Source organism: Rickettsia endosymbiont of Pantilius tunicatus (assembly GCF_964291875.1).
Classification (GTDB): domain Bacteria; phylum Pseudomonadota; class Alphaproteobacteria; order Rickettsiales; family Rickettsiaceae; genus Rickettsia.
Genome location: NZ_OZ198175.1, coordinates 1082594 through 1105818, shown reverse-complemented (window position 1 = coordinate 1105818; position 23225 = coordinate 1082594). Strand labels below are relative to the sequence as shown.

The window sequence follows — 23225 nt, the reverse complement described above, 5'->3', positions numbered from 1 at the left end:
CTTTATTAAAAAATGCTAGTGCTTTTTTAGGTTGTTCATTTTCAAAAATAAGCCCTAATCCTAAGTAAGGAATAGGATAATATAGCTTAATGCGATAAGATAGTGACTTAGAGTATGAGTTAGATTATACTAAATGAAAAACTTATGGCAAAGGCATATTCATACGATTTAAGAATACGAGTAATAAAAAGTTTAACAGATGGTAAAACAATAAAAGAGACTTCTGAGATATACTCTATTAGTAGGAAGACTATAATAGAATGGAAAAAATTAAAGAAACAAACCGGCGATATCAAAGCAAAAAGTGGTTATCATACAGGACATCGTAGAATAATAAGAGACATAGAGGGATTTAAAAAATTTATAGAATTAAATTTTGATAAAACCACCATGGAACTAGCTAACAACTGGAGTCAAAAAGTATCTGCAAGTACGATATCAAGATTGCTTAATAAATTAGGTTATAGTTATAAAAAAAACTTTTCTTCATCCCAAAAGAGATGTTGGTCTAAGGAATGAGTTTATATTGAAACTAAAAACTATAGACAAACAAGATTTAGTATTTATCGATGAATCTGGGATAGAAGATAATAGCTGTAGAGAACACGGGTGGAGCATTATCGGTCAAAGATGTTATGGTGAAAGGGTCTATCAATATAAATCACGGATTAGTATGATTGCTGGGGTGTCTGCCAAAGATATTATTGCCCCAATAATATTTGATGGGACATGTAATAAGGACATTTTTGAAACTTATGTACAAGAGATATTGATCAAAGAGTTAAAGCCTGGTCAGATAGTAGTAATGGATAATATTAATTTTCATAAAAGTACAAAAGTGAAAACGTTAATTGAATCTGTTGGTTGCAGTATTTTATTTTTACCAACTTACTCTCCTGATTTAAATCCTATTGAGCATTACTGGTTTAAAATCAAGAACGAAATAAGAAAAACTGTTTCTAATTTTGAGCACTTTTTTGATGCGGTTTACTATGCTCTTAAAAAAGTCACTACCTTATCGCATTAAGCTATACGCAAACAAATGTTATTTTTTCTAAATTAAAGTTATGATAGGCACGAACTTTTTCTATTATAGCTTGTAATGTAGGTAAAACATATTTATTCATGATATCCTAATACATCCTTTAAAAAAACTAGATGAAGCACAAAATACCCTATTATCTGTATAATCATTATTACACTTTAAAAATCTAGGATCAGTTTCTGGTATTATACTACTAGAAACAATTTGCTGGAACTCGTCATTTTGAGAATGAAAATACTCAAATTGTATATTTTCTAAATCAGCATTTAATCTATTTTTTCGATCATAAATTACCTCCATTAAAATATTTAATAAACTTTTAATATTTCTTTGATCTTCTATTATACTAGGAGGATTATTACAATGGGAGGAGCTATTAGATATAGTAGGAACGCTAAGGGAGTAATATAGTTTACCACCTTTGATAAACTTCGCTGGTTGCATTATATTGGGAATATAATTTTTTAAATTATAATCTTTTATATATACTTGCTGAATTAAGTTTTTTGGTAGAGCCGTATCATCTATTGAAGGTACAAATGCTACTCCCAGCCCTTGAGTAATTGAAATTAAATGTTTAACAGTATCAATTATATATGTTCTAGGTTTGATATTACGTTTATTAATTGCACGTGTAAATAATAACCATAATTTACTATATCCACTAAACTCTTTTAATAATTGTAATTGTTCCCAGCACTTGTTAACTAAATACTTATAAAGTTCAATATACGCTATGTTATTTTGGTGTTCAAACCATTCTTTTGAAAATACTAAAATTGTAGTTTCCCAAGTATTTTGTTTATTGCTATTATTAATATTGCAAAATATTGACCAATGTTGATCATTAAATTCTTTGGGTACACAGTCATTTATATTAAATTTTTTATAAATCCTGCGATAACTTATTACATTAGAAACACTTGGTAGCATAAATACGGAACGTGCACCAGCTGATACATTCCAAATAGTCTTATGTACTATAGAAGTTTGTGTAAGTGAACACATTAACTCAAATAAACCAAATAATTCACCTGTTTCAAGAAAATTAAGTGGTATTATTCTTTGTTCTTCTTGGACAAAAACTTCACAAGAGTTATTAATAATACAAGCTAAAGGAAGAGAAGAATAGGCTAAACTTTGTTTTAAAGATTCAGGAACTCTTGTATCATTTATAGAAATCGTTTTGCTATCCAAAGTTGGGAGATAAAATTCTCCTTCGTGAATAATTGATAACCCATATGCATATTTTAATTTATATACAGGATATTTATTAAACTTATTAATATGATCACATTTTTTAGTTAATTCTGGGTTAACCTTATACAACTCTTCTCTGACGTCAGCCCAAGTTAATTTCTCTAAATTTAATCTAATATTTTCATTACTTGCACAGGAACTTGTAATCATTATTAATTATTTTTAAATTTTAAATAACTAATTTGTTACTTATAGTTAAATATTAGTATAAAAGTCAATAGAAATATTATATTTTTAAACTATTATAGCGTCACTAAGTTAAATTAATGACGCTAAAAATATTCATCTATAAATTAGACAAAAACGATTTTATACCATTTCAATAACGGTACTATCATAACCTAATAAAGCCGATTCATTATTTAGAACTGTATGATCATTAGATGAAATTACTATATTTGTAAGTTCAAGCTCATCCACTAAATCATTAAGCCTATTGCAAACTTCCCGAGCTGCATCTGGTATATTAGAAGTTTCAATTTTTTGACCAATTTCTTCATAAATACCAGTAACAGGTCTATTAGATGTAGGTATGTCATAATGCAATTCTGTAGACGTATTACTTTCTTCTAACGTTGGTAGTAAAAGAGAAGTGCTTTCTTTATCTTCTTGTCTGTTAAAGGCACTAATCCTAATTCCCGCTGCTTGAAAATCTTCACGCATACTAAATGTTGGGTTTAGTAAATTAGAAGCACTTTCTATATCTTCTTCGTGGGAGCTAAGCTCTAATTCTGTATTAGCAGTGTTCTTTGGAGTGCTTTTTGAGCTTTTAAAATATCTATACCCTGTATAAATAGCAATAGTAGCGGCTGCGGCTGCTCCTACTCCTATTAATTTAATTATATCATTATTAGGATCTTCTGCTGGAGTAGTGCTATCCCAAACAGGTGTTTCTGTTGTAGTAGGTATGGTGGTATTACCCCAAACAGGTGTTTCTGTTGTAAGAGTAGTAGTATTAAAAGATCCAATATTATTACCAACGGTAGAACAAAATTTGTTCACTAAGGCAGTAGGATTCCATCGTATTGGATTACATGGCATTTCTTTAAATGAACTAATTATGGCACCGTCAAGTTAAGAGAGATGTAAATTAAGTATTGAGCAAATGCATGGAATAATTTATAGAATAGCAGTAACCATTTATCTCTAAATTTCACCATTATGCGTATTACTCAAGCTCCGAAGAGACATCGTTTTCCAGCAAGCATCATTAGCCATGCAGTATGGTTATATCATCGTTTTAATAGTAGCTACCGAGATGTTCAAGAACAGATGGCATATCGAGGTATTATTTTGAGTCATGAGACAGTAAGATTTTGGTGCAATAAATTTGCAGTTTATTTTCAAGATGTTATCAGAAGGAGAGAGCGGAAGCCAACTGATAAATGGCATTTAGATAAAATGAACATTAAGATTAAAGGTGAAGTATTCATACTATGGAGGGCTGTTGACTCTGAGGGACATGAATTAGAAGTATTGCTACAGAAGCGACGCAACAAGAAATCAGCTATTCGCTTTTTATTAAGATTATTGGGCAATTACCCAGCTCCAAGAGTAATTGTTACTGATAAGCTCAAGAGTTACATTAAACTGATTAAGCTTATGTGTCCTAGGACTAAACATCGAACTAATAAGAGATTAAATAATCGCGTTGAGAATGCACATCAACCAACTAGGCGAAAAGAGAAGATATTGATTAAATTTAAGCATCCTAATGCAGCACAATGTACATTATCACTGATGGGAAAAGTTAGAAATATATTTGCCGTAAATGTTGGAAGATATACTAAAACAGCACCTTACCAAAGAATTGCATTTGCATCCGCTAAATCCATTTGGGATGAAGCTACTCAAAGACTTCTTGCTGCCTGAAATCTAAAAATATTACTCTTTTTGACACTATGTTACTTAACTTGACGATGCCATCAAATATTCAAATTTTGCCGGATCGCAAAGTTGTATTAGTTTATCTTTCATATTGATTTAATTCTCTTTTTAAATATTAATTGAAGTAATTTTGATAGTTAAATTAGAAAAATAATTGAACTATCTTTACAAAATTCGTTTAAAGATATAAATCATATCTCTTACTTAGCTTTGCTAATAGCACCTGTGTGCTTTGGTTGTAGTTGTAAGATACAGCTTCAATCAATAAGGTTAATACTAGCATCTCTTGGAAGGCTTTTTCTGTAACTTCAAAATGTAAAATATGTAACATTCATAAAATGGATAAGATTAAAAATTAGGGGGAAAAATAGGGAGGAAAAATAAGGGGATATTTTAGATGATAAAAAATCTTATAATTTGCAGTCAAAAAGAATAAACTCTACTCACTATACATTAAAACCATGTAAAGCAATCCTTGAAAGAAATAAATTATATCTCTATAATCAATATAATCATTAAATTTAAGGCTATATAATCGTGACTGATAACAATTCTTCTAATTTAGTACCGGTAAATATCGAAGATGAGATGAAAGTATCTTATCTTGACTATGCTATGAGCGTCATAGTAAGTAGGGCAATACCGGATGTCCGAGATGGTTTAAAGCCGGTACATCGTCGTATCATCTACTCAATGCATGAAGCTGGCAACCACGCAAACAGAGCTTACAGAAAATCCGCTAGAATAGTTGGTGATGTGATGGGTAAATACCATCCACACGGTGATAGTGCTATTTACGATTCGTTAGTGCGTATGGCTCAAGATTTTTCGTTGCGTTTACCGCTTGTTGATGGACAGGGTAATTTTGGCTCATTGGATGGTGATGCTGCGGCGGCAATGAGGTATACCGAATCACGTATGGCTAAAGTAGCCCATAAACTGATTGAGGATATTGATAAAGAAACTGTCAGCTTCAACCCAAACTATGATGGTTCTGAGGAAGAGCCTTCAGTGCTACCTTCTATGTTCCCGAACTTACTAGTAAATGGAAGTGGTGGTATTGCGGTTGGTATGGCAACTAATATTCCGCCTCATAATCTTGGCGAGGTTATTGATGCTTGTTGTTTATATGTAGATAATAACGATATAGAAATTTTAGATCTGTTAGAAATTGTTAAAGGTCCTGATTTCCCTACAAGCGGCATCATTTTAGGTGTTAATGGTATTAAATCAGCATATTTAACAGGTAGGGGGAGCATCGCTATAAGAGGGCGTGCTGAAATCGAGAATTTAGGCAACGGGCGTCAGGCAATCATAATTACCGAAATACCTTATATGGTAAATAAAGCAAGGCTTGTTGAAAAGATTGCTGAAATGGTTAAGGAAAAGCGTATTGAGGATATAAGCGATTTACGTGATGAGTCGAATAAAAACGGCATAAGAATTTATATTGAGCTAAAGAAAGATATTGTCGCTGAAGTTGTATTAAACCAGATATATGCTTGTACGCAGCTTCAAACTAGCTTTGGTGTAATTATGCTAGCCCTAAAAGATGGCTTGCCTAAGGTAATGAATCTGAAAGAAGTAATAGCCGCTTTCGTTAGCTTCAGGGAAGTAGTTATCACTAACCGCACTATATATTTACTTAATAAAGCAAGAGATAAGGCTCATCTTTTATTAGGTTTAACTATTGCCGTTAGCAATATTGACGAAATAATCCGTATTATAAAAGCTGCAAGTGATCCAAATGCTGCTAAACAAGAATTAATGGCACGCGAGTGGGATGCGTTAAATATTTTGCCGCTTGTGAAGTTAGTTGATGATAAGGCAATGTTGAATGAAGAGGGTAAATGTAGCTTTACCGAAGCCCAAGCAAAAGCAATTTTAGAGATGAGATTGCAACGCTTAACCGCCATGGAAAAGAATAAGTTAGAAGAAGATTTAAAGAGCCTTGCCACTGAGATTACGGAGTATTTAAATATTTTAGGTTCACGTGAGCGATTACTTGAAATTTTAAAAGAAGAGCTAATTAAAGTTAAAGAAGAATTTGCAACCCCTCGTCTTACCTCGATTGAATTTGGGGAGTTTGATCAAGATATCGAAGATTTAATCCAGCGTGAAGAAATGGTAGTAACTGTAACGCTTGGTGGTTATATAAAGCGTGTACCTCTAAGTAGTTATAGAGCTCAAAAACGAGGCGGTAAGGGTAGGTCAGGGCTTTCAATGCGTGATGAGGATATTACCACGCAAGTTTTTGTTGGTAGCACTCATACTCCAATGTTATTTTTCTCAAATATTGGGCAGGTTTATAGCTTAAAACTATATAAATTGCCGCTAAGTAATCCGCAAGGAAAAGGTAGACCGATGGTTAATATATTACCGCTTAAAGGTGATGAGTATATAACCAATATCATGCCGTTACCTGAAAACCAAGATGAATGGGATAATCTAAATATCATGTTCGCAACTGCTAAAGGTAATATTAGAAGAAGCGATTTATTAGATTTCAAAAAGATTCAGTCAAATGGTAAGATAGCAATTAGGCTTGATGAAGATGATAAGTTAATTGATGTAAAACCTTGTAAAGAAGACGAGCATATTTTACTAGCAACTAAATCTGGTAAAGCTTTAAGATTCCCTGTTGAGTCGCTGCGTGTGATTAAGAGCCGTACTTCCGATGGGGTACGTGGTATGAGACTTGCACAAGACGATTCGGTGATTTCCATGACTGTCTTAAGAGGTATTAAAGCTACCCGTGAAGAGCGAGACACTTATTTATCGGTATCATGGGAAAAGAGACTCGAGATTGCTAAAGGCGAGGAGTTTAATTCTGAAGAGTTAGGCGTAGATTTAACTGCTGAATCTGTTTTAGAGATGGCAAATTCCGAAGAGTTTATTTTAACAGTAACCGAAAATGGCTTTGGTAAAAGAAGCTCAGCTTATGGATATAGGATTACTGACCGTGGTGGTAGTGGTATTATCAATATGGATATTAATGACAAAACCGGTTTAGTAGTTGGTGTTATGCCTGTTAAAATGGATGACGAGTTAATGCTTATCACTAATAGCGGTAAATTAATCCGCTGTAAACTTGAAACAGTACGTATTACAGGGCGTAACACTAGCGGTGTTACTTTATTTAGGTTAGATGACGGGGAAAAAGTCGTATCAGTATCTCTAATTGCCGAAAGTTCTGATGATAATGAAGAAGAGGATAGTGAGATTGAAGAAGAAATTCTAGAGGCAACAGAAGAGGTATAATTAATTAAAGAGCTTATCCTAAAATATATATAAATTTTAGGATAGAGCTTTAGAACACATAATGATTGTGTTCGAGAAGTCAAGAGAATATTTTATATTGGTTTTGCCAAGGTCGTTTGTTTTTAACAATGTTATTGACAATTATTACTATTTTTCTCATTACTGCAGTAAGAGCTAATTTTTTAGCTTTTCCCTTTTCTACAAGTCTTTTATAAAAAGGTTTAACTGCGGGATTACATCTTACAGATGTAACAGCAGCCATATATAATGCCGCCCGTACCGTTTTCCTACCACCTTTAGTTTTTGCTTTAAATCTTGTTTTACCGCTTTCCTTACAGTGAGGTGCTACTCCTACTAAAGAAGCAATTTGTTTACAATTTAAATTACCAAGCTCTGGCAACTCTGTAATTAAGGTTATTGCTATAATCGAGCCAATATCCGGGATAGTAATAAGTAAATTATATATTTCTTTATAACTTTCTATATTTAAAATATGATATAATATAAGCTTTTCCACTTCTTCTTTTTGATCATTAAGTAAATTAATAACACTATTTATACTATTAATTATTTTTTGATTAGTAACTCTACGTAAGCGATTGCGTTCAGATACTATCATAGTAATTAGTTGGTTACGTCTAGCTGTAAGCTCTTTTAATTCTTTTTCTATTTCATTCGCCACTTTTCTAGATTCAGGATTCATTTTTTCTGCAAATAATGCTAACATTTGTGCATCAATAGTATCGGTTTTGGTAAACTTACCTCTCATAGTTCTAAACGCTGATGTAAAATAAGGATTAACTACTGAGACTAAATATCCAACTTTTTGTAAAGTATTTGCTGCTTCATATTCAAGTCTTCCGGTAGCTTCAATTACAATTTTAGCAATATTATAATCCGCTATATATTCGACTAGCTCATTAATTCCTTTTTGGTTGTTATCAAAAACTTTATATTTATTCAACGGGTGTAACCATATATCTAAAGTATCCTCAGATACATCTATACCTATAAAAATATTCTTTGTCATGTTTTCTCTCCTGTTCTATGTACGAGCTAAGGGGTTATTCACGATCAACCATTAAGATCAAGTGAATAACCCCTTGCTCTATTGATTGTTCGGAACCAAAGGAAGTAAGGAGTAACATATCGGGGCACGGTTCATTAATTATAATTATATTAATAACCTGACCACCATCGTTACCTCCTTACAATATCTAAAACTATGCATCATTTTAGATACTTATTAAATACATAAACCACCAACGTTATGCTCTTTGGTGGTTAATTTGAGTAATTTAAACTTTGTACACAGAACCATTAACCGGTATGGTACGGCATATTTTATAAAGTTTGATATAAGTAAATTTAGGCTGTGGATATTTATCTTGAAATTTATCTTGTCTGAAATTTTATAAAATATGCTTTAATTTTATTTGGAATTAAATAACCTTATCTAAGGTGAAGCCTGCTTTTTACCTTAGATGTTCATTATTACCTAAAGCTTTTTGAAAAAGAAGCACATATACAGCGAATACTTCAAAAGTTGGTAAGTCAAATAAGCGGTGAGTCTGCGGAACGTAGATGAACTACGTGAGCAAAGACGAATCCCGAAATTTGGCTTGCCAAATCTTGAAGTATTAAAGGTATACATCAATAAAACTAATTATTTTCTCATCTTAAACAGTTCATATTAGAAATTTTCGCAAAGCCTAGAAGTATAATCCTTAAATATTGGATTTATTCGGAATATACTTATGATAAGCTGAAATATCGTTGCTTATTTGCGACTCACTATTATGGATATTTAGTTCAGAAAATGATATAATAAAAAAAATTAAATAGAATAATAAAAGAGATATGTACAAGGTTAACCCTAGAGTAGATTTAGCGTTTAAAAAAAATCTTCGGAGTGGAAGAGAATAAGGATTTATTGATATCGCTTATTAATTCGATAGTTAGTGAAAAAGATCAAATTGTAGAAGTAACGCTACTTAATCCATATAATCCAAAGAATTTTGCAGCAGATAAGTTATCTATTCTTGATGTCAAAGCTAAAAGTGAAAGCGGTAAAATGTTTAATATCGAAATACAGGTGACCGACGAAGCTGACTATGATAAAAGAGCCTTATATTATTGGTCTAAATTATATGCAGAACAATTAAAAGCCGGTGATGACTATTCGAAGCTAAATAAAACAATAGGTATTCATATACTAAATTTTACTAGTATTCCGAATACTGAAAACTATCATAGTGCCTTTGAGTTAAGAGATAGAGTACCCGGTTTAGTATATTTTGAAGATATAGAGTTGCATACAATAGAGCTAAATAAATTTACTAATGCTTCTGAAGAGTTAGCAGATATAGTAAAAAAAGTAAAAGACTCTCTTGATATATGGCTAGCTTTTTTAACTCGCCATGATTTATTAAACAAAGATAAGCTACCAAAAAAAACTAGATAATAAAGTTTTAAAGAAAGCCTTAATGGTACTTGAGGTTATGAATTTTAATGAGGAAGAGCAAAAAGCTTATGAGGATAGCTTAAAATGGCTTATGATCGAAGCTAATACTATTAAAAAAGCTAAAGAGGAAAGTAAGGCTGAAAGAAGTATAGAAATAGCAAAGAAAATGCTTATCGCTAATGAATCGACAGACAAAATTTTAGAATATACCGAGTTATCTTTGGAAGAAATAGAAAAACTGAAAAAAGAAATAGAAGAGTCCAACAAATAAGTGGTATTTAAAAGTATGAATTTTAACGAGGAGGAAGAGCGAAACACTTATGAAGATCGCTTAAAGTGGCTTATGATCGAGGCTAATACCTTAAAAAAAAAGCAGAAATGAAAAAAGCTGCTGAGATAGCAAAAGAAATGCTAATATATAATGAACCTATAGAAAAAATAATTAAGTATACTAAACTTTCAACAGAAGAAATAGAAAAACTGAAAAGAGAAATAGAGGAGTCCAACAAATAAAAAAGTTCTAATAAAGAACAAATCATTTATGAAGATTGTTTTAGACCAGAAATTTAGAACGGATTATTTAAACCAAGTTTTCCATATGTTTCTGAATTATCTATAACTTTTATTCCTTGTTTGATTAGGCGTAATATGTAATACATTCCTGCACCAAAAACAATAGCATATACTACTACAAAAGCCATTAAGGAAATAAATACATATTTGCCTAGCACCGGCGATGCCATATCGGCAGTTCTTAGAATATTATAGACAATATAAGGTTGTCTGCCTACTTCAGTAACAAACCAACCGGCTAGTACTGCAATAAAGCCTGATGGTGACATTAACATATACCAATATTGAAACCATTTAGCATTATATAATCTTTTCTTTAAATAAAGATATAATCCAGCGATTCCTGTAAATACCATTAAGAAACCAATCCCAACCATAATACGGAAGCTATAAAATACTGTAGCAACCGGTGGACGTTCATCTTTTGACCACTCTTTTAGTCCCTTTATTTCACCGTTCAAACTATGAGTTAAGATTAAGCTACTAGCATATGGTATTTGCACAGCATATTTTGTTTTTTCCTCTTCTTTATCCGGAAAGCCAATAATATTTAAAGCTGCTCCTTTTTCTGTATCCCAAATTCCTTCCATAGCTGAAACTTTAACAGGCTGATATTTAAGAGTATTTAAGCCATGCTGATCCCCAATAAATACTTGAACAGGAGCAACAAATAATGCCATTAATACTGCCATAAAAAGCATAATTTTAGCATGTTCTTTATATCGGTTATTTAACAAATAAAAGCTCCCTACGCCGCCAATAACAAACGAAGTGGTTAGATAAGCTGCCGTAAGCATGTGAAAAAAACGATACGGGAAAGAGGGATTAAAGATAATTTCAAGCCAATTTAAAGGATAAAAAAGCCCGTCACTCTTAATTTCAAAGCCGGTAGGTGTGTGCATCCAGCTAATAGCTGAAAGTATCCAAAAAGCTGAGATAACAGTACCGATAGCAACTATTAAAGTAGAAATAAAATGTACTTTTTTGCTGACTTTATTAAAGCCAAATAACATGATGCCAAGAAAGGAGGATTCTAAAAAGAAAGCGGTAAAAACTTCAAAGCCGAGTAATGGACCAAGTACGTTGCCTACCTTATAAGAAAAATTCGACCAATTAGTACCAAATTGATACGACATTACAACGCCAGAAACTACCCCCATACCGAAAGTAACTGCAAAAATCTTTACCCAGAATTTATATATTTCCTGATAAACAGTTTTTCCTGTTTTTAACCATAAACCTTCAATGACTGCCAAAAAGCTTGCAAGACCTATAGTAAATGCCGGAAATATGATATGAAAGCTTATGGTAAAAGCAAACTGAATTCTTGATAATAATACTTGATCAAATTCCATATATTACAAAACCATAATTAAAAATTTCTGTATTTGATTTAATTATCCACCTTTGCTATTATCAAATTCTATCTGATTAGTTTTAACAAATTTTCCTTTTTCGGAGTTCCAATTATAATGAACATTTACTATTCTTACTTCTGTAACATTAACATCACCGTTTGGCAATTGCGTAACATCATATCCTTTACGGATAGAATCAGTAATTAACAGACTTGCTTGGCAAATATATTTTACATCGAAGAATGGAGAATTATCATCTTTCATGTCTTCTTGTTCTTCTAAAAAATTATTAGATAATTCTTTCTCTTGCATTTCTAATGATTTTGAGTTTATTTTCTGATTTTTGTAACACTATTTAAAGCAAGAAGCAAGACTTTTCAATATATTTAATAGTTTTAGGTATATTTTTACAAAAAAATTAAGTTAAATACACTGATTTTTTAAAATATGAGGTAACATTATAGTGATAAAATATCCTTGTATCTTAATATTGTCTTTAATTAAAAACTATAAGACTCTGAAGTAGAAGGCTAGTATACTGAGAATATCCTGAGGACTTATGATCCTGTAGCGTAGATAAGTAACTAGCCTTTAATACTCACAAAAGATCGGACGGTGTCCTAGGTCTTAAAAGTTATTTTAATGAACCTGTATATACAAGGTTGATCTTTGAGTATTCTATTTAATTTTTACTATAAAGGGTATTTTATGAATAGTATAATTTTAGGCATAGATATTTCTAAAGAAACATTTGATGTAGCTTTACTAATTAATAACAAAGTTAAGAATAAAAAATTTAATAATAATTTACAAGGATTTTACGGAGTAAGTGAGTGGCTAAAAACTAAACAGGTTTATACCGCACACGCTTGTATGGAGGCTACAAATACTTATGGATTAAAGCTTGCTGAGTATCTTTATAAAAATAATTTTAAAGTTAGTGTTGTAAATCCAGCTCGTGTAAAAGGCTTCTCTATCAGTAAACTTTACCGTGTTAAAACTGATAAAGCAGACAGTGAACTGATTGCATATTTTTGTCAAACGATACAGCCTGAACTTTGGCAACCTACAGCTTTTCATATACAAGAACTACAACAATTAGTAAATCGTTTAGATGCTTTAATTTCTATCAAAAACCAAGAAACTAATAGGCTAGAAGGGTTATTTGATATAGTTACAACTAATATTAAATCTCATATAAAATTTTTGAATAAACAGATAAAAGAAATAGAAAAGCTTATATCTAACCATATAAAGAAACATACAGACTTATCTGATAAAGGTAAGCTTCTTGTTTCAATTCCAGGAATAGGAGAAAAAACAGTAGCTGTAATACTTGCTTTTTTATCAGATATTGAAAATTTTAAATCAGTAAAACAAGTAGTAGCTTTTGTCGGTCTTAATCCACAACAACGCCAATCAGGTACTTCTGTACATGGAACTAGCAGGATCTCAAAAACAGGAAACGCAGATTTGCGTAAAGCTTTTTATATGCCTGCTATAGTGTCTCTTAAATTTAATCCAATTGTTACAGAATTTGCCAAGCGTTTAGGTAGTTTAGGAAAACCCAAGATGGTTATTGTTATAGCCGCTATGCGTAAGTTAATTCATATTATTTATGGAGTACTCAAAAATAAAACTCTTTTCAATGAAATTAATTAAAATACAGATAAAAAGATGTTGACACTTAAGACGGTATCTACTTTATCCAAATCGACGCTTAGTTTAGGTATTTATTTTTTAAAATTCGATAAAGTTAAAATTCTCTTATTAACTGCTAGTTGTATCATATTTGGTATGATTCCGGCAGTTGATAGTATATTACTGCAAAAGATTATCGATTTAATTGAGTCATTCAGTGACGATAATGCACATAATCTTTTATCTTCAATGATTTATTGGGCAGTGTTTTATGCTCTTTGGTGGGAGGGGATTAATATCGCTTACCGCTCATACGATTATTTATATCTAAAAACCATGCCTGTTATTAAAGGAAAAATATTAAACGAACTTTATAATTATACTCAATATCACAGCCATAAATTCTTTCAAGACAATCTAGCAGGGCATATTAGCAATAGAATTACCGAAACTGCTAGATCATTTGAAATGATCATTTCAATATTTGGTGAAAAAATTCTCCGTAAACTAGCAATTATTGCTTTTGCATTAGTTGCTTTATATTCAGTACATTATATTTTTGCCACCATATTTATTATATGGATTACAGTTTTCTTAGGGCTTAGCGTTTTATTTTCAGGTAACATTAATAGATATTCGCTAAATTATGCACGAAGCCAATCGCTTGTTGCTGGTAGTATTGTTGATGCAATTAGCAATATTAATGCGGTCAGGATGTTTACCTCTCATAAATTCGAGCGTCAACATTTAGAAACAAGGGTAGAGAATGCTGTAGCTGATGAGCAAACTATGCAATTTTTTATGTTCAAACTACGTTACGCTCTTGGCACTTCTTGCTCTATAATGATTTTTGTCATGATTTATTACCTGTCAACCCTACGTAGCGAGCTAGCTATAACCATAGGTGATTGTGTGCTAGTATTAACATTATGCATAAACGTATCGGATAATATTTGGGATTTAACCCAAGAAATCGGTGATATGTTTGAGCAAGTAGGAGCTTTTAACCAAGGTCTATCGTTGATGGGACCGCATATTATAACTGACATAGAAAATGCATCTCCTTTAGATATAAAAGACGGCATCATTGAATTTAGAAATGTTACCTTTAATTATCATCACAATAATAATTTGTTTCATAATAAATCAGTATTAATTCCAAGTAAGCAAAAAGTAGGATTAGTTGGTTTTTCTGGCTCAGGTAAAACTACATTTATCAGCTTAATTACTAGATTACATGATATAGAAGAAGGAATGATTTTAATTGATGGTCAAAATATTAAAAATGTGACGCAAGATTCTTTAAGAAAAGCTATTAGCCTTATCCCACAAGAGCCGATACTTTTCCATCGTACCATTTTGGAAAATATTAGATATGGTCGTAAAGAAGCGTCACTTGTAGAAGTAATTGAAGCAGCAAAAGCTGCCCACATACATGATGTGATCAGTAAGTTGCCAGAAGAGTACGATACTATGTGTGGTGAGCGAGGAAATAATCTTTCGGGTGGTCAGCGTCAGAGAATTATTATAGCAAGAGCTATTTTAAAAAACGCACCTATCCTAATTCTTGATGAAGCAACAAGTAGCCTAGATAGCGAAACAGAAAGCTTAATCCAAGAATCAATGGAATATTTAATGCAAAATAAAACTGTGATAGTTATCGCTCATAGGTTATCAACTCTGCTTAATATGGATAGGATTTTAGTTTTTGATAAAGGTAGTATTACTGAAGATGGTAGCCACGCAGAGCTGCTAAAAAATAGTAAGCTTTACCAAAAATTATGGAATTCACAAGTGAAAGGCTTAATAGCCTAAATTTATGGGTAATGAATTTTTATTTGATATTAAAGAGATTTGTAATACTAAAAATGTACTTTCACAAAATAATATAAAAAAGTTTAGAAAAGATTTTCTGAAGTTTAGTCCAAATGAAATAAGTGAGAAATTTTCATCTATACCACTTGTAAGTGCGGCTATAGAAACAATAGCATGTTTATTTAAACAGCTAGATAATAAAAAAGCTATAGAAGTTAAACAATTTCTAATACAGCAATTAATTTATAGTTATCCATATAAAAATTATAAAGATCATAAATTATTAGCTCCTTATAAAATAATAGAAAAACCTAATTTTATTGAATATACGTTAAATGGTGAACCTGTAGCAGGAACACAGAATAAAGTAATTAGTAAAAAAACTGAAACACTAATAACTAAGATTCAACTAATGAGTTTTTGCTTTTCAATGCAGTATATTAAATAGAAGCGATGAAGAAGTAACAAAAGAGATATTTAAATATATAATTACAGCAATAAGCTTATATTTTAGGAATCCTAATGAAAATTATTTAAAATGTGCTAAATATCTATTACCTGTCATAAAACTTATTGAACCGAAACCCCAACTTTTAATTATACAAGGATTAATACCGTATATAAAATCTAGCTTGGATTTATCAGATGAATTTGCTGATTTGTTAACAGAGAATAAAAATCTTGAAGCTGCAAAGACTTTACTTGAAGCATCTATTTGGTCATTAGATACTAAAACTGATGATAAAACTTTAGCTCAATGGTATAATAGAGTAGGTCGTATTTATAAAGAAACTGAAGACTATAAAATATCAACAAAATTTCATAAATGTGCTTTCAAGCTTATACCGAATCATGAATCAATAATCTTTAGTTTATGGTCTAATTATAGAATACAGGGTAAATTTAGCAAAGCCCAGAATTTAGTAGCAAAAGTTCAACAGATAAATATAAAATACTTAATGGAGATGCTAACTAATCCGTATGAGATTACTTATAAAAGTGAAAAATTCATCTCAATTAAGCTAGATAATTTATCTTCTTTCTGTAAAACACTTTACGATGGCTGTGAGTACATGGCTTGTTATAATAAAATTCCAAATAAACAGGTAATTACTAAGAAGCAACAATTAAAATTAACAGAAAAACTTGAACATATTATTGATTCTTCAAATGATACATTGTTAGCGTTCTCGCTTGCTGTATGTACTAAGCAATATAAAATATCTTCTAATCTTTTACCCACTATACCTCAGCATATAATAAATTTATATTTAAAGCTTCGTAGTTATATAGAGCCAAATTATACATTACCTGAGAATAATAGTCTTAATCCAGCCGAAAAGGTAGAAATCTTTAATGGAATTAATACTAGATTAATAGCCGATAACAGAGAGCTAGTTCCTGAAAAAGCTGAAAAGATTTTCCAAAATATTGATAATGCTTTGCAAAATGATCCTGATAATGAAAGCACTTTAGAGATAGGAGTAGTTACTGCCTTATTAAATACTAATAAAGAAAAATTACAAAAATATGCAGATAAATTAAGCCAGGAAAAACGAGAAGAAATTATTACAAATTATTCTAGAGATGGTAAACAAACAGAAAATTTAGAACAATTATTTAATGGGCATGATGCAAAGAAAATTCATGAATATTATCAAATAAAAAAGAAATATGAACTTAATTTAATTGTTCAAAAAATTACCAGTTTTAATAAAAATTCTTGGAATATACCCATAGAAGGTAAAATTGAAATTGATAATGAAGTAGGGGAGGGTAAAGCTGTATTATTGGGTAAGTATCGAGGATTAGATTGCTATGGTACAATTTCCAAAAAAATTCATACCATATTTAAAAATGAAATTACTTATTTTGTTGCTGCTTTAAAAAAAGGGATAATACATCATAAATTTGGAGTAAACGGAGTTAAGATTATTTGTAGAAGTCAAGATTTGATCTTACAGACACTATAAAAATTATATCTGAATATCTGATAAATTATGACTGTCAGATGAGTATTCAAGATATAAGATTTCATTGTTCTTTTCAATAGCTAATTTCTTACTATCCTTAAAAGTTTGCATAGGCGTTTTACCATAACAATATTTTCCTGAATGTGGTCGCTCATTATTGAAATGCTCTAACCAAATATCAAGATCTAATTGTAAATCATCAAGATCAGTGTAGATCCTTTTCCGCATAGCTGTATCAAAGAATTCTTGTGTCATAGTTTTATTAAAACGTTCACACATACCATTTGTTTGAGGAGAATATGCTTTAGTAATAGTATGTTCTATACCTTCGATACTTAGAAATAATTCAAAAGCATGATGCTCTATATTTCCCTTATATTCTGACCCGCGATCTGTCAGAATACGAAGTATTGGTATGCCTTGAGTTTCATACCATGGTAACACGCGGTCATTAAGCATATCAGCAGCAGTTAAAGCTGTTTTATCAGTATATAGTTTAGCATCAGCTACTCTGCTATAGCTATCAATAAATACCTGAGAATAAACCTTACCTATACCCTTAAAATTTCCTACATAATATGTATCTTGGCATCCTAGATAACCTGGATGCTGTGTCTCAATCTCGCCATGGGCTTCTTTTTCGCTACGTCGTTTCTCTAGTACTTGTAACTGAGATTCAGTAAGTACAATACCATCCTGAGCCATCCTTGCTTCTAATGCTTTAAGCCTTTTATTGATATTGTTTAAATCATTACGTAACCAAATTGATCTCACTCCTCCAGGTGATACAAGTATACCGCTCTTCTTAAGCTCATTTGATACTCTTAGCTGACCATATGCTGGATATTCTATTGCCATATCCATTACTGCCTTCTCTATCACTGGATCAACTCTATTGGCTATTATTGGCTTTCTTCGACTAATTTCATACAACGCTTCTTCACCACCAGTTTCATACAGTTCTTTAAATCTGTAATAACTATCTCTGCTATAGCCCATCGCTTTACATGCTGATGATATGTTACCAAGACTCTTAGTGAGTTCTAGTAATCCTAATTTTGGCTTTATTATTTTTTGATTTAAGTTCATTTCTTATCTCCATTTAATAATTAATTTATTTTACTAAATGTAAGATAAAATCTCAACTATTACAGATTATTGGTAAAAATATTTTTGAAGCTAAATGGAGCTGTGAAAAGCGTTTGTTTACTAATAAATTATATTTTAGTGACCAAGGAATTTTAATAATTTTTGATGAATATTGTAATCATGAGGAAGTAAAAAAATTTATTCTTGGTCATCAATTAGAATTTTGTAATGTGGATTGATGATCTATTGGTGTCATTCTTACTTAAGGCTTGCTCCGTATAGATCAGTTTTAATTTGGTATCTACGTAACAAAATCACTAAAACCCGCTTAGGCTATTAGGACCAATAATAGCAGATGTAGAGTTAGTACTAAATATTCGGTCTGCTGTTTGTATAATATCTTCGGCTTTTATATTCATAATAATTTCCATTATCTCTTCAGGTGAAATATATTTACCGAAAACAGCATAATTTTTGCCTATTTCTTCCGATTTATAGGCTACTTTTTCCTGAGCCATTTGTAAATTACTACGGATTTGGGTTCTAGCTCTTTCTATCTCTTCTTGCTTTACCTGCTCTGTCATTCTCTTTATTTCGTCCTTCAGCTCTGCGGCTAATAGCTCTAATTTGTCATGTGCGGTACTCGCATAAATAGTAAATACTCCGCTATCAAAATATGGACTATTATAACTACCTACTGCATATGCAAGCCCTAATTTTTCACGAATATGCTGGAATAATCTTGAAGACATCCCACCACCAAATATTATAGCAAGTAGCTGTGTTTGGTAAAGCTTTGCTAAATCAATGTAAGATGTTCCTTCAAAACCTACTATTAAAGTGGTTTGCTCTAAATCTTTATTTATAAAGCTATGACCACCTATATATTTTGCAGGCGAAAAATTACTTTTCTCTCCTTGTTTTAAAGAAGAAAATAACTTCTCAGCTTCTTTTACTATTTTATCGTGATCAACATTACCTGCAATCGATAAATAAAAATTCTCAGCATTATAATGCTTACCTGTAAAGTTTAAGAAATGATCCCTATTAAAAGTCTCAAGCGTTTTGCTTGTTCCAAGTATCGGTTTACCAAGTGGTTGGTCTTTAAACACACTATTATAAAACTTCTCATATACTAAATCATCAGGATTATCTTGAGCATGTGCTATTTCTTGCAAAATTACCTGATACTCTTTTGCTATTTCTTCTTCAGCAAAAGCAGAATTTTGCACTATGTCAGCAATTATTGCTAATGCTTTATTACAATTTTCAGATAACACTCTTGAATAATATACTGTCTTTTCATGACCAGTATAAGCATTAAAATGCCCCCCTATAGAGTCAAACTCTTCAGCTATTTGTTTTGCTGTTCTGGTTTTAGTGCCTTTAAAAGCCATATGTTCAAGAAAATGAGATATTCCTTCTTCTTCTAGATTTTCATAACGGCTACCAACTTTGGCTATCAAATTTATTGCTACCGAATTAACATAAGGCATATTATATGTTAAAATCGTTAAGCCGTTTTTTAATTTACTAACGTTAAAATTTTCTTTCATAATTACTTTTTTATTTTCCAAATCGTCATTGTGAGGAGAAACTGCAAGTTTTGTACGTGCACAATCTCGGGATGATTAACGAGATTGCTTTGTCGCTTTGCTCCTCGCAATGACATTTTTTGACTCTCTCAACTTCGCAAGTCGCAAAAATCTTGCAAAAGCAAAAATCATTGAATCTACAAAACCATCAAAGCCAAATACAAAATATCTTCTAATAAAAAATGCTTTGAAAAACCACCATATCATTTCGGTTGCTATCCGAATATTTGATGGATTTTTACCTTGTTTAATCAAATCCTTTGCTTGCTCACCGGAATAAAAATTTGCTTTAGCTACTAACTGCTCAATTGAAGTACCTGAATAGTGATAAGCAGCTTCATTTAATGTATAGATTTTATTTGCAAAATCAACATCCTTGTTAAATACTACCGAATCATGAGTGGTACTATTCATAGTATTTGCAAAACTAGCAAAATTTTTATTATACAATCTGGTGCATTTATTATAAGGAGCAAAAATTCTAGGGCGTATATCATTACGATGCATTATTAAAAGCTTTATTTGATAAGCCAAATAACGATCTTGATTTTGAGAGGCAAAAATATATTCTATTTCGTCTTGCAGCTCTTTAGAAAGTTCTTCATCAGCATCAATATTAAGAATCCAATCATTTTTACATATAGTTTCAGCAAAAGATTTCTGCCCTACATAACCAAGCCATGGCTTGACTACTACCTTAGCTCCTAAATTTTCAGCGATTGCTACAGTCTCATCAGTACTTTCACTATCTACTACTATTACCTCATCAGCAATATTTTTTACGCTATTTATAGCCCGCTCTATCCTTGCAGCTTCATTTTTAGTAATGATAAAAGCTGAGATTTTAGTCATAATACTTACACCATCATTGTGAGGAAATTACGTCAGTAATTGACGAAGCAAAGAAGTATAAATAATCTTTTCATATAAATCTATCCATTCTTGATTTATTTCTTCAATAAGTTCCAACTTTCTTTTTCTTGAACCGCCTTTTATACTTGTTTTATTTGAAAATTGGCTACGTCGTCCTATAAGTACTGTGGTGCTCACGTATTAAGTATATGCTCCGCTCCTCGTCTTATGAACTCCTTGCTCTTTTCCAAATAAAACTTCGTCTATCCAATTCTTCATTTATTAGTAGTATATTTGCTTTTCCCTTGTGATTGCTGATATCATAGTGTCATGTAACTAAAACACCAGCATTTTACAATCATACTTTTTAGAGAATCCTTTTAAAAGTTCATTTTTATGCTCATATATACGTTTAGTAAGATTAGAAGTTACTCCAACATACCAAAGTACCATTTCTTTTGTTAGTAATAATGTATACTACTGGTTGTTTCATAATAATGTCATTGTGAGCAAAAAGGAGTGTAGAAACAGAAAAATAATAAAAAAAAATGCTAAAAATTAGCATTTTTTATACTTCCTTGCTTTGTCAATTACTGGCGTAATTTCCTCGCGATGACGAACATATTTAAACCAGCTCGTGCTATTTTTTTAGCATCTTTCTGTGCTTGTTTAGTGTAACGAATTATATACATTTATAAAAAATTACCAATCTAGTTTATCGCTACACTTTTCTATTGGTTCTTTTCGCCCTTCAACTATAGACTTATGCATATTTGGAATAGAATAGTAAGTACAAAGTTTCTTCCATATTACGATAATCTTCTTCTGAAATTAATACTTCCATTATGTTTTCCTATTAAAAATCTAGTTAGCTTTAATAGCATCACTACTCAAAATAAATTTCTTTATCTTTTCAAAAGCGGTGTTTTCTATTTGTCTAATACGTTCTTTAGAAATATTATATTCACTACTCAAAACATCTAGGGTTTTAGGGGTATCTTGTAATTTACGTTCTGTTAAAATACGTAATTCTCTGGCGTTTAAAACTTTCATAGCACTAGACAATAAAGCTCTCTTATGAGTCATATCTTCTTTGTTAATGGCTATAGTTTCAGGGCTTGGACGTGTTTCAGGCAATAGTTCTATCAATTCGCCTGAGCTTGCATCGTCATTATTTATAGTATTATTTAACGATAAATCAGAACCAGAAAGTCTTATATTCATATCAGAAACTTCGCTAACTGAAACGCCTAGCTCATCAGCGATTTGAACAAAATCATCACTTGTAATAGCTCTTGAATATAAATTAGTGATTTTATTTTTAATTTTACTAAGGCTGAAAAATAATTTTTTCTGTGCAGTAGTCGTACCCATCTTTACTAATGACCAAGATTTTAATATATATTCTTGGATAGCGGCTTTAATCCACCACATAGCATATGTTGATAAACGAAAACCAAGTTCAGGGTTAAATTTTTTCACTGCCTGCATTAGCCCTATATTACCTTCTGATACTAGTTCAGTAACAGGAAGACCGTAAGTTCTATAACCAGTTGCAATTTTTGCAACTAACTTAAGATGGCTAGTTACTAGCTTATGTGCAGCTTGCAGATCATTCTGCTCTAAATAAGATTTAGCCAGTAAAAATTCTTCTTCTTGTGTTAGCGAAGGGATTTTGTTAATTTTCTGTAAGTAGCTGTAAAAGCCTGATTCACTAGAGATTGCTAATGCATTACTAATATTGGTCATTATTAACCTCGCATATTTTTTTATTTATAATATCATATATATGTTCTAAAATAAACTATTTCTAGAGTATTTTTAAATAAAATCAAATAATGTCTAAAAAATCTAATAAAAGCTTAGCGTTTTCCTTGTTAGGACTAATAGTTAGTATGGTACTACTTAGCTTTGCTGCCGTACCGCTTTATAACTTATTTTGTAAAGTTACGGGATATGGCGGTACTACTAACAGAGAAACAGCAACTATTTACTCTAAAGTCAAAGGAACCAGACCTATAATTATTGAGTTTGATGCTAATGTCGATAAAAATCTCCCTTGGCGTTTTATTCCAAGACAGCAGCGAGTCCAGATTGTTCCAGGACAAAACACCTTAGTTTTTTATGAAACAGAAAATTTAAGTAATAACGATATTATAGGAACTTCAATTTATAATGTTACTCCTAATAAAGCAGGAAAATATTTTGTAAAAATTCATTGTTTTTGTTTCGAAGAACAATTATTAAAAGCCGGTGAAAAAGTTTTAATGCCAGTCACGTTTTATATAGATAAGGATTTCGAAAACGATCCTGAAATAAGAGATGTAAAAGTACTTACTTTATCTTATAGCTTTTTCAAAGTACGTGATGTGAAAAAATGAGAAACTATCGAAATATAAAATTTATTAATTG

General features: G+C 31.3%; 22 protein-coding genes and 2 pseudogenes. 12 read left to right on the top strand and 12 right to left on the bottom strand.

Annotated features, from left to right (window positions below; translation table 11 throughout):
- Positions 1 to 144 precede the first annotated feature (144 nt).
- Positions 145 to 1027 (top strand): IS630 family transposase gene (locus tag ACICQC_RS06445; protein ID WP_395476390.1). Its coding sequence is split into 2 segments (ribosomal slippage): positions 145 to 471 and positions 473 to 1027, totalling 882 coding nucleotides; the frame shifts between segments, so codons are not numbered across the junction.
- Between the two features lie 96 nt (positions 1028 to 1123).
- On the opposite strand, the gene ACICQC_RS06440 is transcribed toward ACICQC_RS06445, so the two are convergent.
- Both ACICQC_RS06440 and ACICQC_RS06435 read right to left on the bottom strand, forming a co-directional pair.
- On the bottom strand, positions 1124 to 2455 hold the full coding sequence (locus ACICQC_RS06440; RefSeq protein WP_395476424.1) for a hypothetical protein: 1332 nt from the start codon (positions 2453 to 2455) through the stop codon (positions 1124 to 1126).
- A gap of 159 nt (positions 2456 to 2614) precedes the next feature.
- Positions 2615 to 3346 (bottom strand): hypothetical protein, encoded by a 732-nt coding sequence (locus tag ACICQC_RS06435; RefSeq protein WP_395476423.1) that lies wholly within the window; start codon positions 3344 to 3346, stop codon positions 2615 to 2617.
- A 120-nt stretch (positions 3347 to 3466) separates the two neighbouring features.
- Here ACICQC_RS06435 and ACICQC_RS06430 point away from each other — a divergent pair, with 120 nt between their 5' ends.
- Together ACICQC_RS06430 and gyrA are read left to right on the top strand one after the other, a co-directional pair.
- Entirely contained in the window at positions 3467 to 4177 is a 711-nt protein-coding gene (locus ACICQC_RS06430; protein WP_395476422.1) for an IS6 family transposase, read from the top strand.
- Between the two features lie 552 nt (positions 4178 to 4729).
- The gene (gyrA, locus tag ACICQC_RS06425) at positions 4730 to 7453 is read left to right on the top strand and encodes a DNA topoisomerase (ATP-hydrolyzing) subunit A (RefSeq protein WP_395476421.1); all 2724 of its coding nucleotides are present in this window, start codon (positions 4730 to 4732) and stop codon (positions 7451 to 7453) included.
- Between the two features lie 79 nt (positions 7454 to 7532).
- Here gyrA and ACICQC_RS06420 read toward each other — a convergent pair whose 3' ends face one another.
- On the bottom strand, positions 7533 to 8483 hold the full coding sequence (locus ACICQC_RS06420) for an IS110 family transposase (protein WP_395476380.1): 951 nt from the start codon (positions 8481 to 8483) through the stop codon (positions 7533 to 7535).
- Positions 8484 to 8974: 491 nt separating this feature from the next.
- On the opposite strand from ACICQC_RS06420, the pseudogene ACICQC_RS06415 reads away from it, so the two are divergent.
- The 4 genes and pseudogenes from ACICQC_RS06415 to ACICQC_RS06400 form a co-directional block, all read left to right on the top strand.
- A pseudogene (locus tag ACICQC_RS06415) lies at positions 8975 to 9105 on the top strand (palindromic element RPE5 domain-containing protein); the annotation flags it as partial.
- Positions 9106 to 9365: 260 nt separating this feature from the next.
- Entirely contained in the window at positions 9366 to 9917 is a 552-nt protein-coding gene (locus tag ACICQC_RS06410; RefSeq protein ID WP_395476420.1) for an Rpn family recombination-promoting nuclease/putative transposase, read from the top strand.
- 37 nt (positions 9918 to 9954) lie between these two features.
- Positions 9955 to 10188, top strand: coding sequence for a hypothetical protein (locus ACICQC_RS06405; protein ID WP_395476419.1), 234 nt, complete (start codon positions 9955 to 9957; stop codon positions 10186 to 10188).
- Positions 10189 to 10295: 107 nt separating this feature from the next.
- The gene (locus ACICQC_RS06400; RefSeq protein ID WP_395476418.1) at positions 10296 to 10430 is read left to right on the top strand and encodes a hypothetical protein; all 135 of its coding nucleotides are present in this window, start codon (positions 10296 to 10298) and stop codon (positions 10428 to 10430) included.
- A 53-nt stretch (positions 10431 to 10483) separates the two neighbouring features.
- Here ACICQC_RS06400 and ACICQC_RS06395 read toward each other — a convergent pair whose 3' ends face one another.
- Entirely contained in the window at positions 10484 to 11845 is a 1362-nt protein-coding gene (locus ACICQC_RS06395) for a cytochrome ubiquinol oxidase subunit I (RefSeq protein WP_395476417.1), read from the bottom strand.
- Between the two features lie 42 nt (positions 11846 to 11887).
- On the bottom strand, positions 11888 to 12160 hold the full coding sequence (locus ACICQC_RS06390) for a DUF2671 domain-containing protein (protein WP_341789046.1): 273 nt from the start codon (positions 12158 to 12160) through the stop codon (positions 11888 to 11890).
- 396 nt (positions 12161 to 12556) lie between these two features.
- Between ACICQC_RS06390 and ACICQC_RS06385 the strand changes: the two genes are divergently transcribed.
- From ACICQC_RS06385 to ACICQC_RS06370, 4 genes are all read left to right on the top strand, one after another.
- A complete protein-coding gene (locus tag ACICQC_RS06385) occupies positions 12557 to 13510 on the top strand; it encodes an IS110 family transposase (protein ID WP_395476416.1) in 954 nt (317 codons plus the stop codon).
- Between the two features lie 15 nt (positions 13511 to 13525).
- On the top strand, positions 13526 to 15304 hold the full coding sequence (locus ACICQC_RS06380) for an ABC transporter ATP-binding protein (RefSeq protein ID WP_395476415.1): 1779 nt from the start codon (positions 13526 to 13528) through the stop codon (positions 15302 to 15304).
- A 4-nt stretch (positions 15305 to 15308) separates the two neighbouring features.
- Positions 15309 to 15752, top strand: a complete 444-nt coding sequence (locus tag ACICQC_RS06375) for a hypothetical protein (protein ID WP_395476414.1) — start codon at positions 15309 to 15311, stop codon at positions 15750 to 15752.
- Positions 15753 to 15936: 184 nt separating this feature from the next.
- Positions 15937 to 17277: a type IV pilus biogenesis/stability protein PilW gene (locus tag ACICQC_RS06370; protein ID WP_395476413.1), complete on the top strand. Its 1341-nt coding sequence runs from the start codon at positions 15937 to 15939 to the stop codon at positions 17275 to 17277.
- Between the two features lie 3 nt (positions 17278 to 17280).
- Here ACICQC_RS06370 and ACICQC_RS06365 read toward each other — a convergent pair whose 3' ends face one another.
- From ACICQC_RS06365 to rpoH, 7 genes and pseudogenes are all read right to left on the bottom strand, one after another.
- Positions 17281 to 18366 carry an IS481 family transposase gene (locus ACICQC_RS06365; RefSeq protein ID WP_395476412.1) on the bottom strand — a complete coding sequence of 362 codons (1086 nt, stop codon included), beginning with the start codon at positions 18364 to 18366 and terminating at the stop codon, positions 17281 to 17283.
- A gap of 317 nt (positions 18367 to 18683) precedes the next feature.
- Positions 18684 to 19922: a M16 family metallopeptidase gene (locus tag ACICQC_RS06360; protein ID WP_395476411.1), complete on the bottom strand. Its 1239-nt coding sequence runs from the start codon at positions 19920 to 19922 to the stop codon at positions 18684 to 18686.
- Positions 19923 to 19997: 75 nt separating this feature from the next.
- Positions 19998 to 20813, bottom strand: coding sequence for a glycosyltransferase family 2 protein (locus tag ACICQC_RS06355; protein ID WP_395476410.1), 816 nt, complete (start codon positions 20811 to 20813; stop codon positions 19998 to 20000).
- A 27-nt stretch (positions 20814 to 20840) separates the two neighbouring features.
- Entirely contained in the window at positions 20841 to 21011 is a 171-nt protein-coding gene (locus ACICQC_RS06350; RefSeq protein ID WP_395476409.1) for a hypothetical protein, read from the bottom strand.
- Positions 21012 to 21149: 138 nt separating this feature from the next.
- Positions 21150 to 21266: a GIY-YIG nuclease family protein gene (locus ACICQC_RS06345; RefSeq protein ID WP_395476408.1), complete on the bottom strand. Its 117-nt coding sequence runs from the start codon at positions 21264 to 21266 to the stop codon at positions 21150 to 21152.
- Positions 21267 to 21515: 249 nt separating this feature from the next.
- A pseudogene (locus ACICQC_RS06340) lies at positions 21516 to 21651 on the bottom strand (type II toxin-antitoxin system Phd/YefM family antitoxin); the annotation flags it as partial.
- Between the two features lie 26 nt (positions 21652 to 21677).
- Complete coding sequence (gene rpoH / locus ACICQC_RS06335; RefSeq protein ID WP_395476407.1) at positions 21678 to 22562, bottom strand: RNA polymerase sigma factor RpoH; 885 nt, start codon at positions 22560 to 22562, stop codon at positions 21678 to 21680.
- An 89-nt stretch (positions 22563 to 22651) separates the two neighbouring features.
- Here rpoH and ACICQC_RS06330 point away from each other — a divergent pair, with 89 nt between their 5' ends.
- Positions 22652 to 23194: a cytochrome c oxidase assembly protein gene (locus ACICQC_RS06330; protein ID WP_395476406.1), complete on the top strand. Its 543-nt coding sequence runs from the start codon at positions 22652 to 22654 to the stop codon at positions 23192 to 23194.
- Positions 23195 to 23225 lie beyond the last annotated feature (31 nt).

What these genes read in the sequence shown, in the direction of transcription:
- ACICQC_RS06440 (WP_395476424.1), bottom strand. Translation starts at nt 2,455, where the DNA reads ATGATTACAAGTTCCTGTGCAAGTAATGAAAATATTAGATTAAATTTA.
- ACICQC_RS06435 (WP_395476423.1), bottom strand. Translation starts at nt 3,346, where the DNA reads ATGCCATGTAATCCAATACGATGGAATCCTACTGCCTTAGTGAACAAA.
- ACICQC_RS06430 (WP_395476422.1), top strand. Translation starts at nt 3,467, where the DNA reads ATGCGTATTACTCAAGCTCCGAAGAGACATCGTTTTCCAGCAAGCATC.
- ACICQC_RS06420 (WP_395476380.1), bottom strand. Translation starts at nt 8,483, where the DNA reads ATGACAAAGAATATTTTTATAGGTATAGATGTATCTGAGGATACTTTA.
- ACICQC_RS06405 (WP_395476419.1), top strand. Translation starts at nt 9,955, where the DNA reads ATGAATTTTAATGAGGAAGAGCAAAAAGCTTATGAGGATAGCTTAAAA.
- ACICQC_RS06400 (WP_395476418.1), top strand. Translation starts at nt 10,296, where the DNA reads ATGAAAAAAGCTGCTGAGATAGCAAAAGAAATGCTAATATATAATGAA.
- ACICQC_RS06395 (WP_395476417.1), bottom strand. Translation starts at nt 11,845, where the DNA reads ATGGAATTTGATCAAGTATTATTATCAAGAATTCAGTTTGCTTTTACC.
- ACICQC_RS06390 (WP_341789046.1), bottom strand. Translation starts at nt 12,160, where the DNA reads ATGCAAGAGAAAGAATTATCTAATAATTTTTTAGAAGAACAAGAAGAC.
- ACICQC_RS06385 (WP_395476416.1), top strand. Translation starts at nt 12,557, where the DNA reads ATGAATAGTATAATTTTAGGCATAGATATTTCTAAAGAAACATTTGAT.
- ACICQC_RS06380 (WP_395476415.1), top strand. Translation starts at nt 13,526, where the DNA reads ATGTTGACACTTAAGACGGTATCTACTTTATCCAAATCGACGCTTAGT.
- ACICQC_RS06375 (WP_395476414.1), top strand. Translation starts at nt 15,309, where the DNA reads ATGGGTAATGAATTTTTATTTGATATTAAAGAGATTTGTAATACTAAA.
- ACICQC_RS06365 (WP_395476412.1), bottom strand. Translation starts at nt 18,366, where the DNA reads ATGAACTTAAATCAAAAAATAATAAAGCCAAAATTAGGATTACTAGAA.
- ACICQC_RS06360 (WP_395476411.1), bottom strand. Translation starts at nt 19,922, where the DNA reads ATGAAAGAAAATTTTAACGTTAGTAAATTAAAAAACGGCTTAACGATT.
- ACICQC_RS06355 (WP_395476410.1), bottom strand. Translation starts at nt 20,813, where the DNA reads ATGACTAAAATCTCAGCTTTTATCATTACTAAAAATGAAGCTGCAAGG.
- ACICQC_RS06345 (WP_395476408.1), bottom strand. Translation starts at nt 21,266, where the DNA reads ATGGTACTTTGGTATGTTGGAGTAACTTCTAATCTTACTAAACGTATA.
- rpoH (WP_395476407.1), bottom strand. Translation starts at nt 22,562, where the DNA reads ATGACCAATATTAGTAATGCATTAGCAATCTCTAGTGAATCAGGCTTT.
- ACICQC_RS06330 (WP_395476406.1), top strand. Translation starts at nt 22,652, where the DNA reads ATGTCTAAAAAATCTAATAAAAGCTTAGCGTTTTCCTTGTTAGGACTA.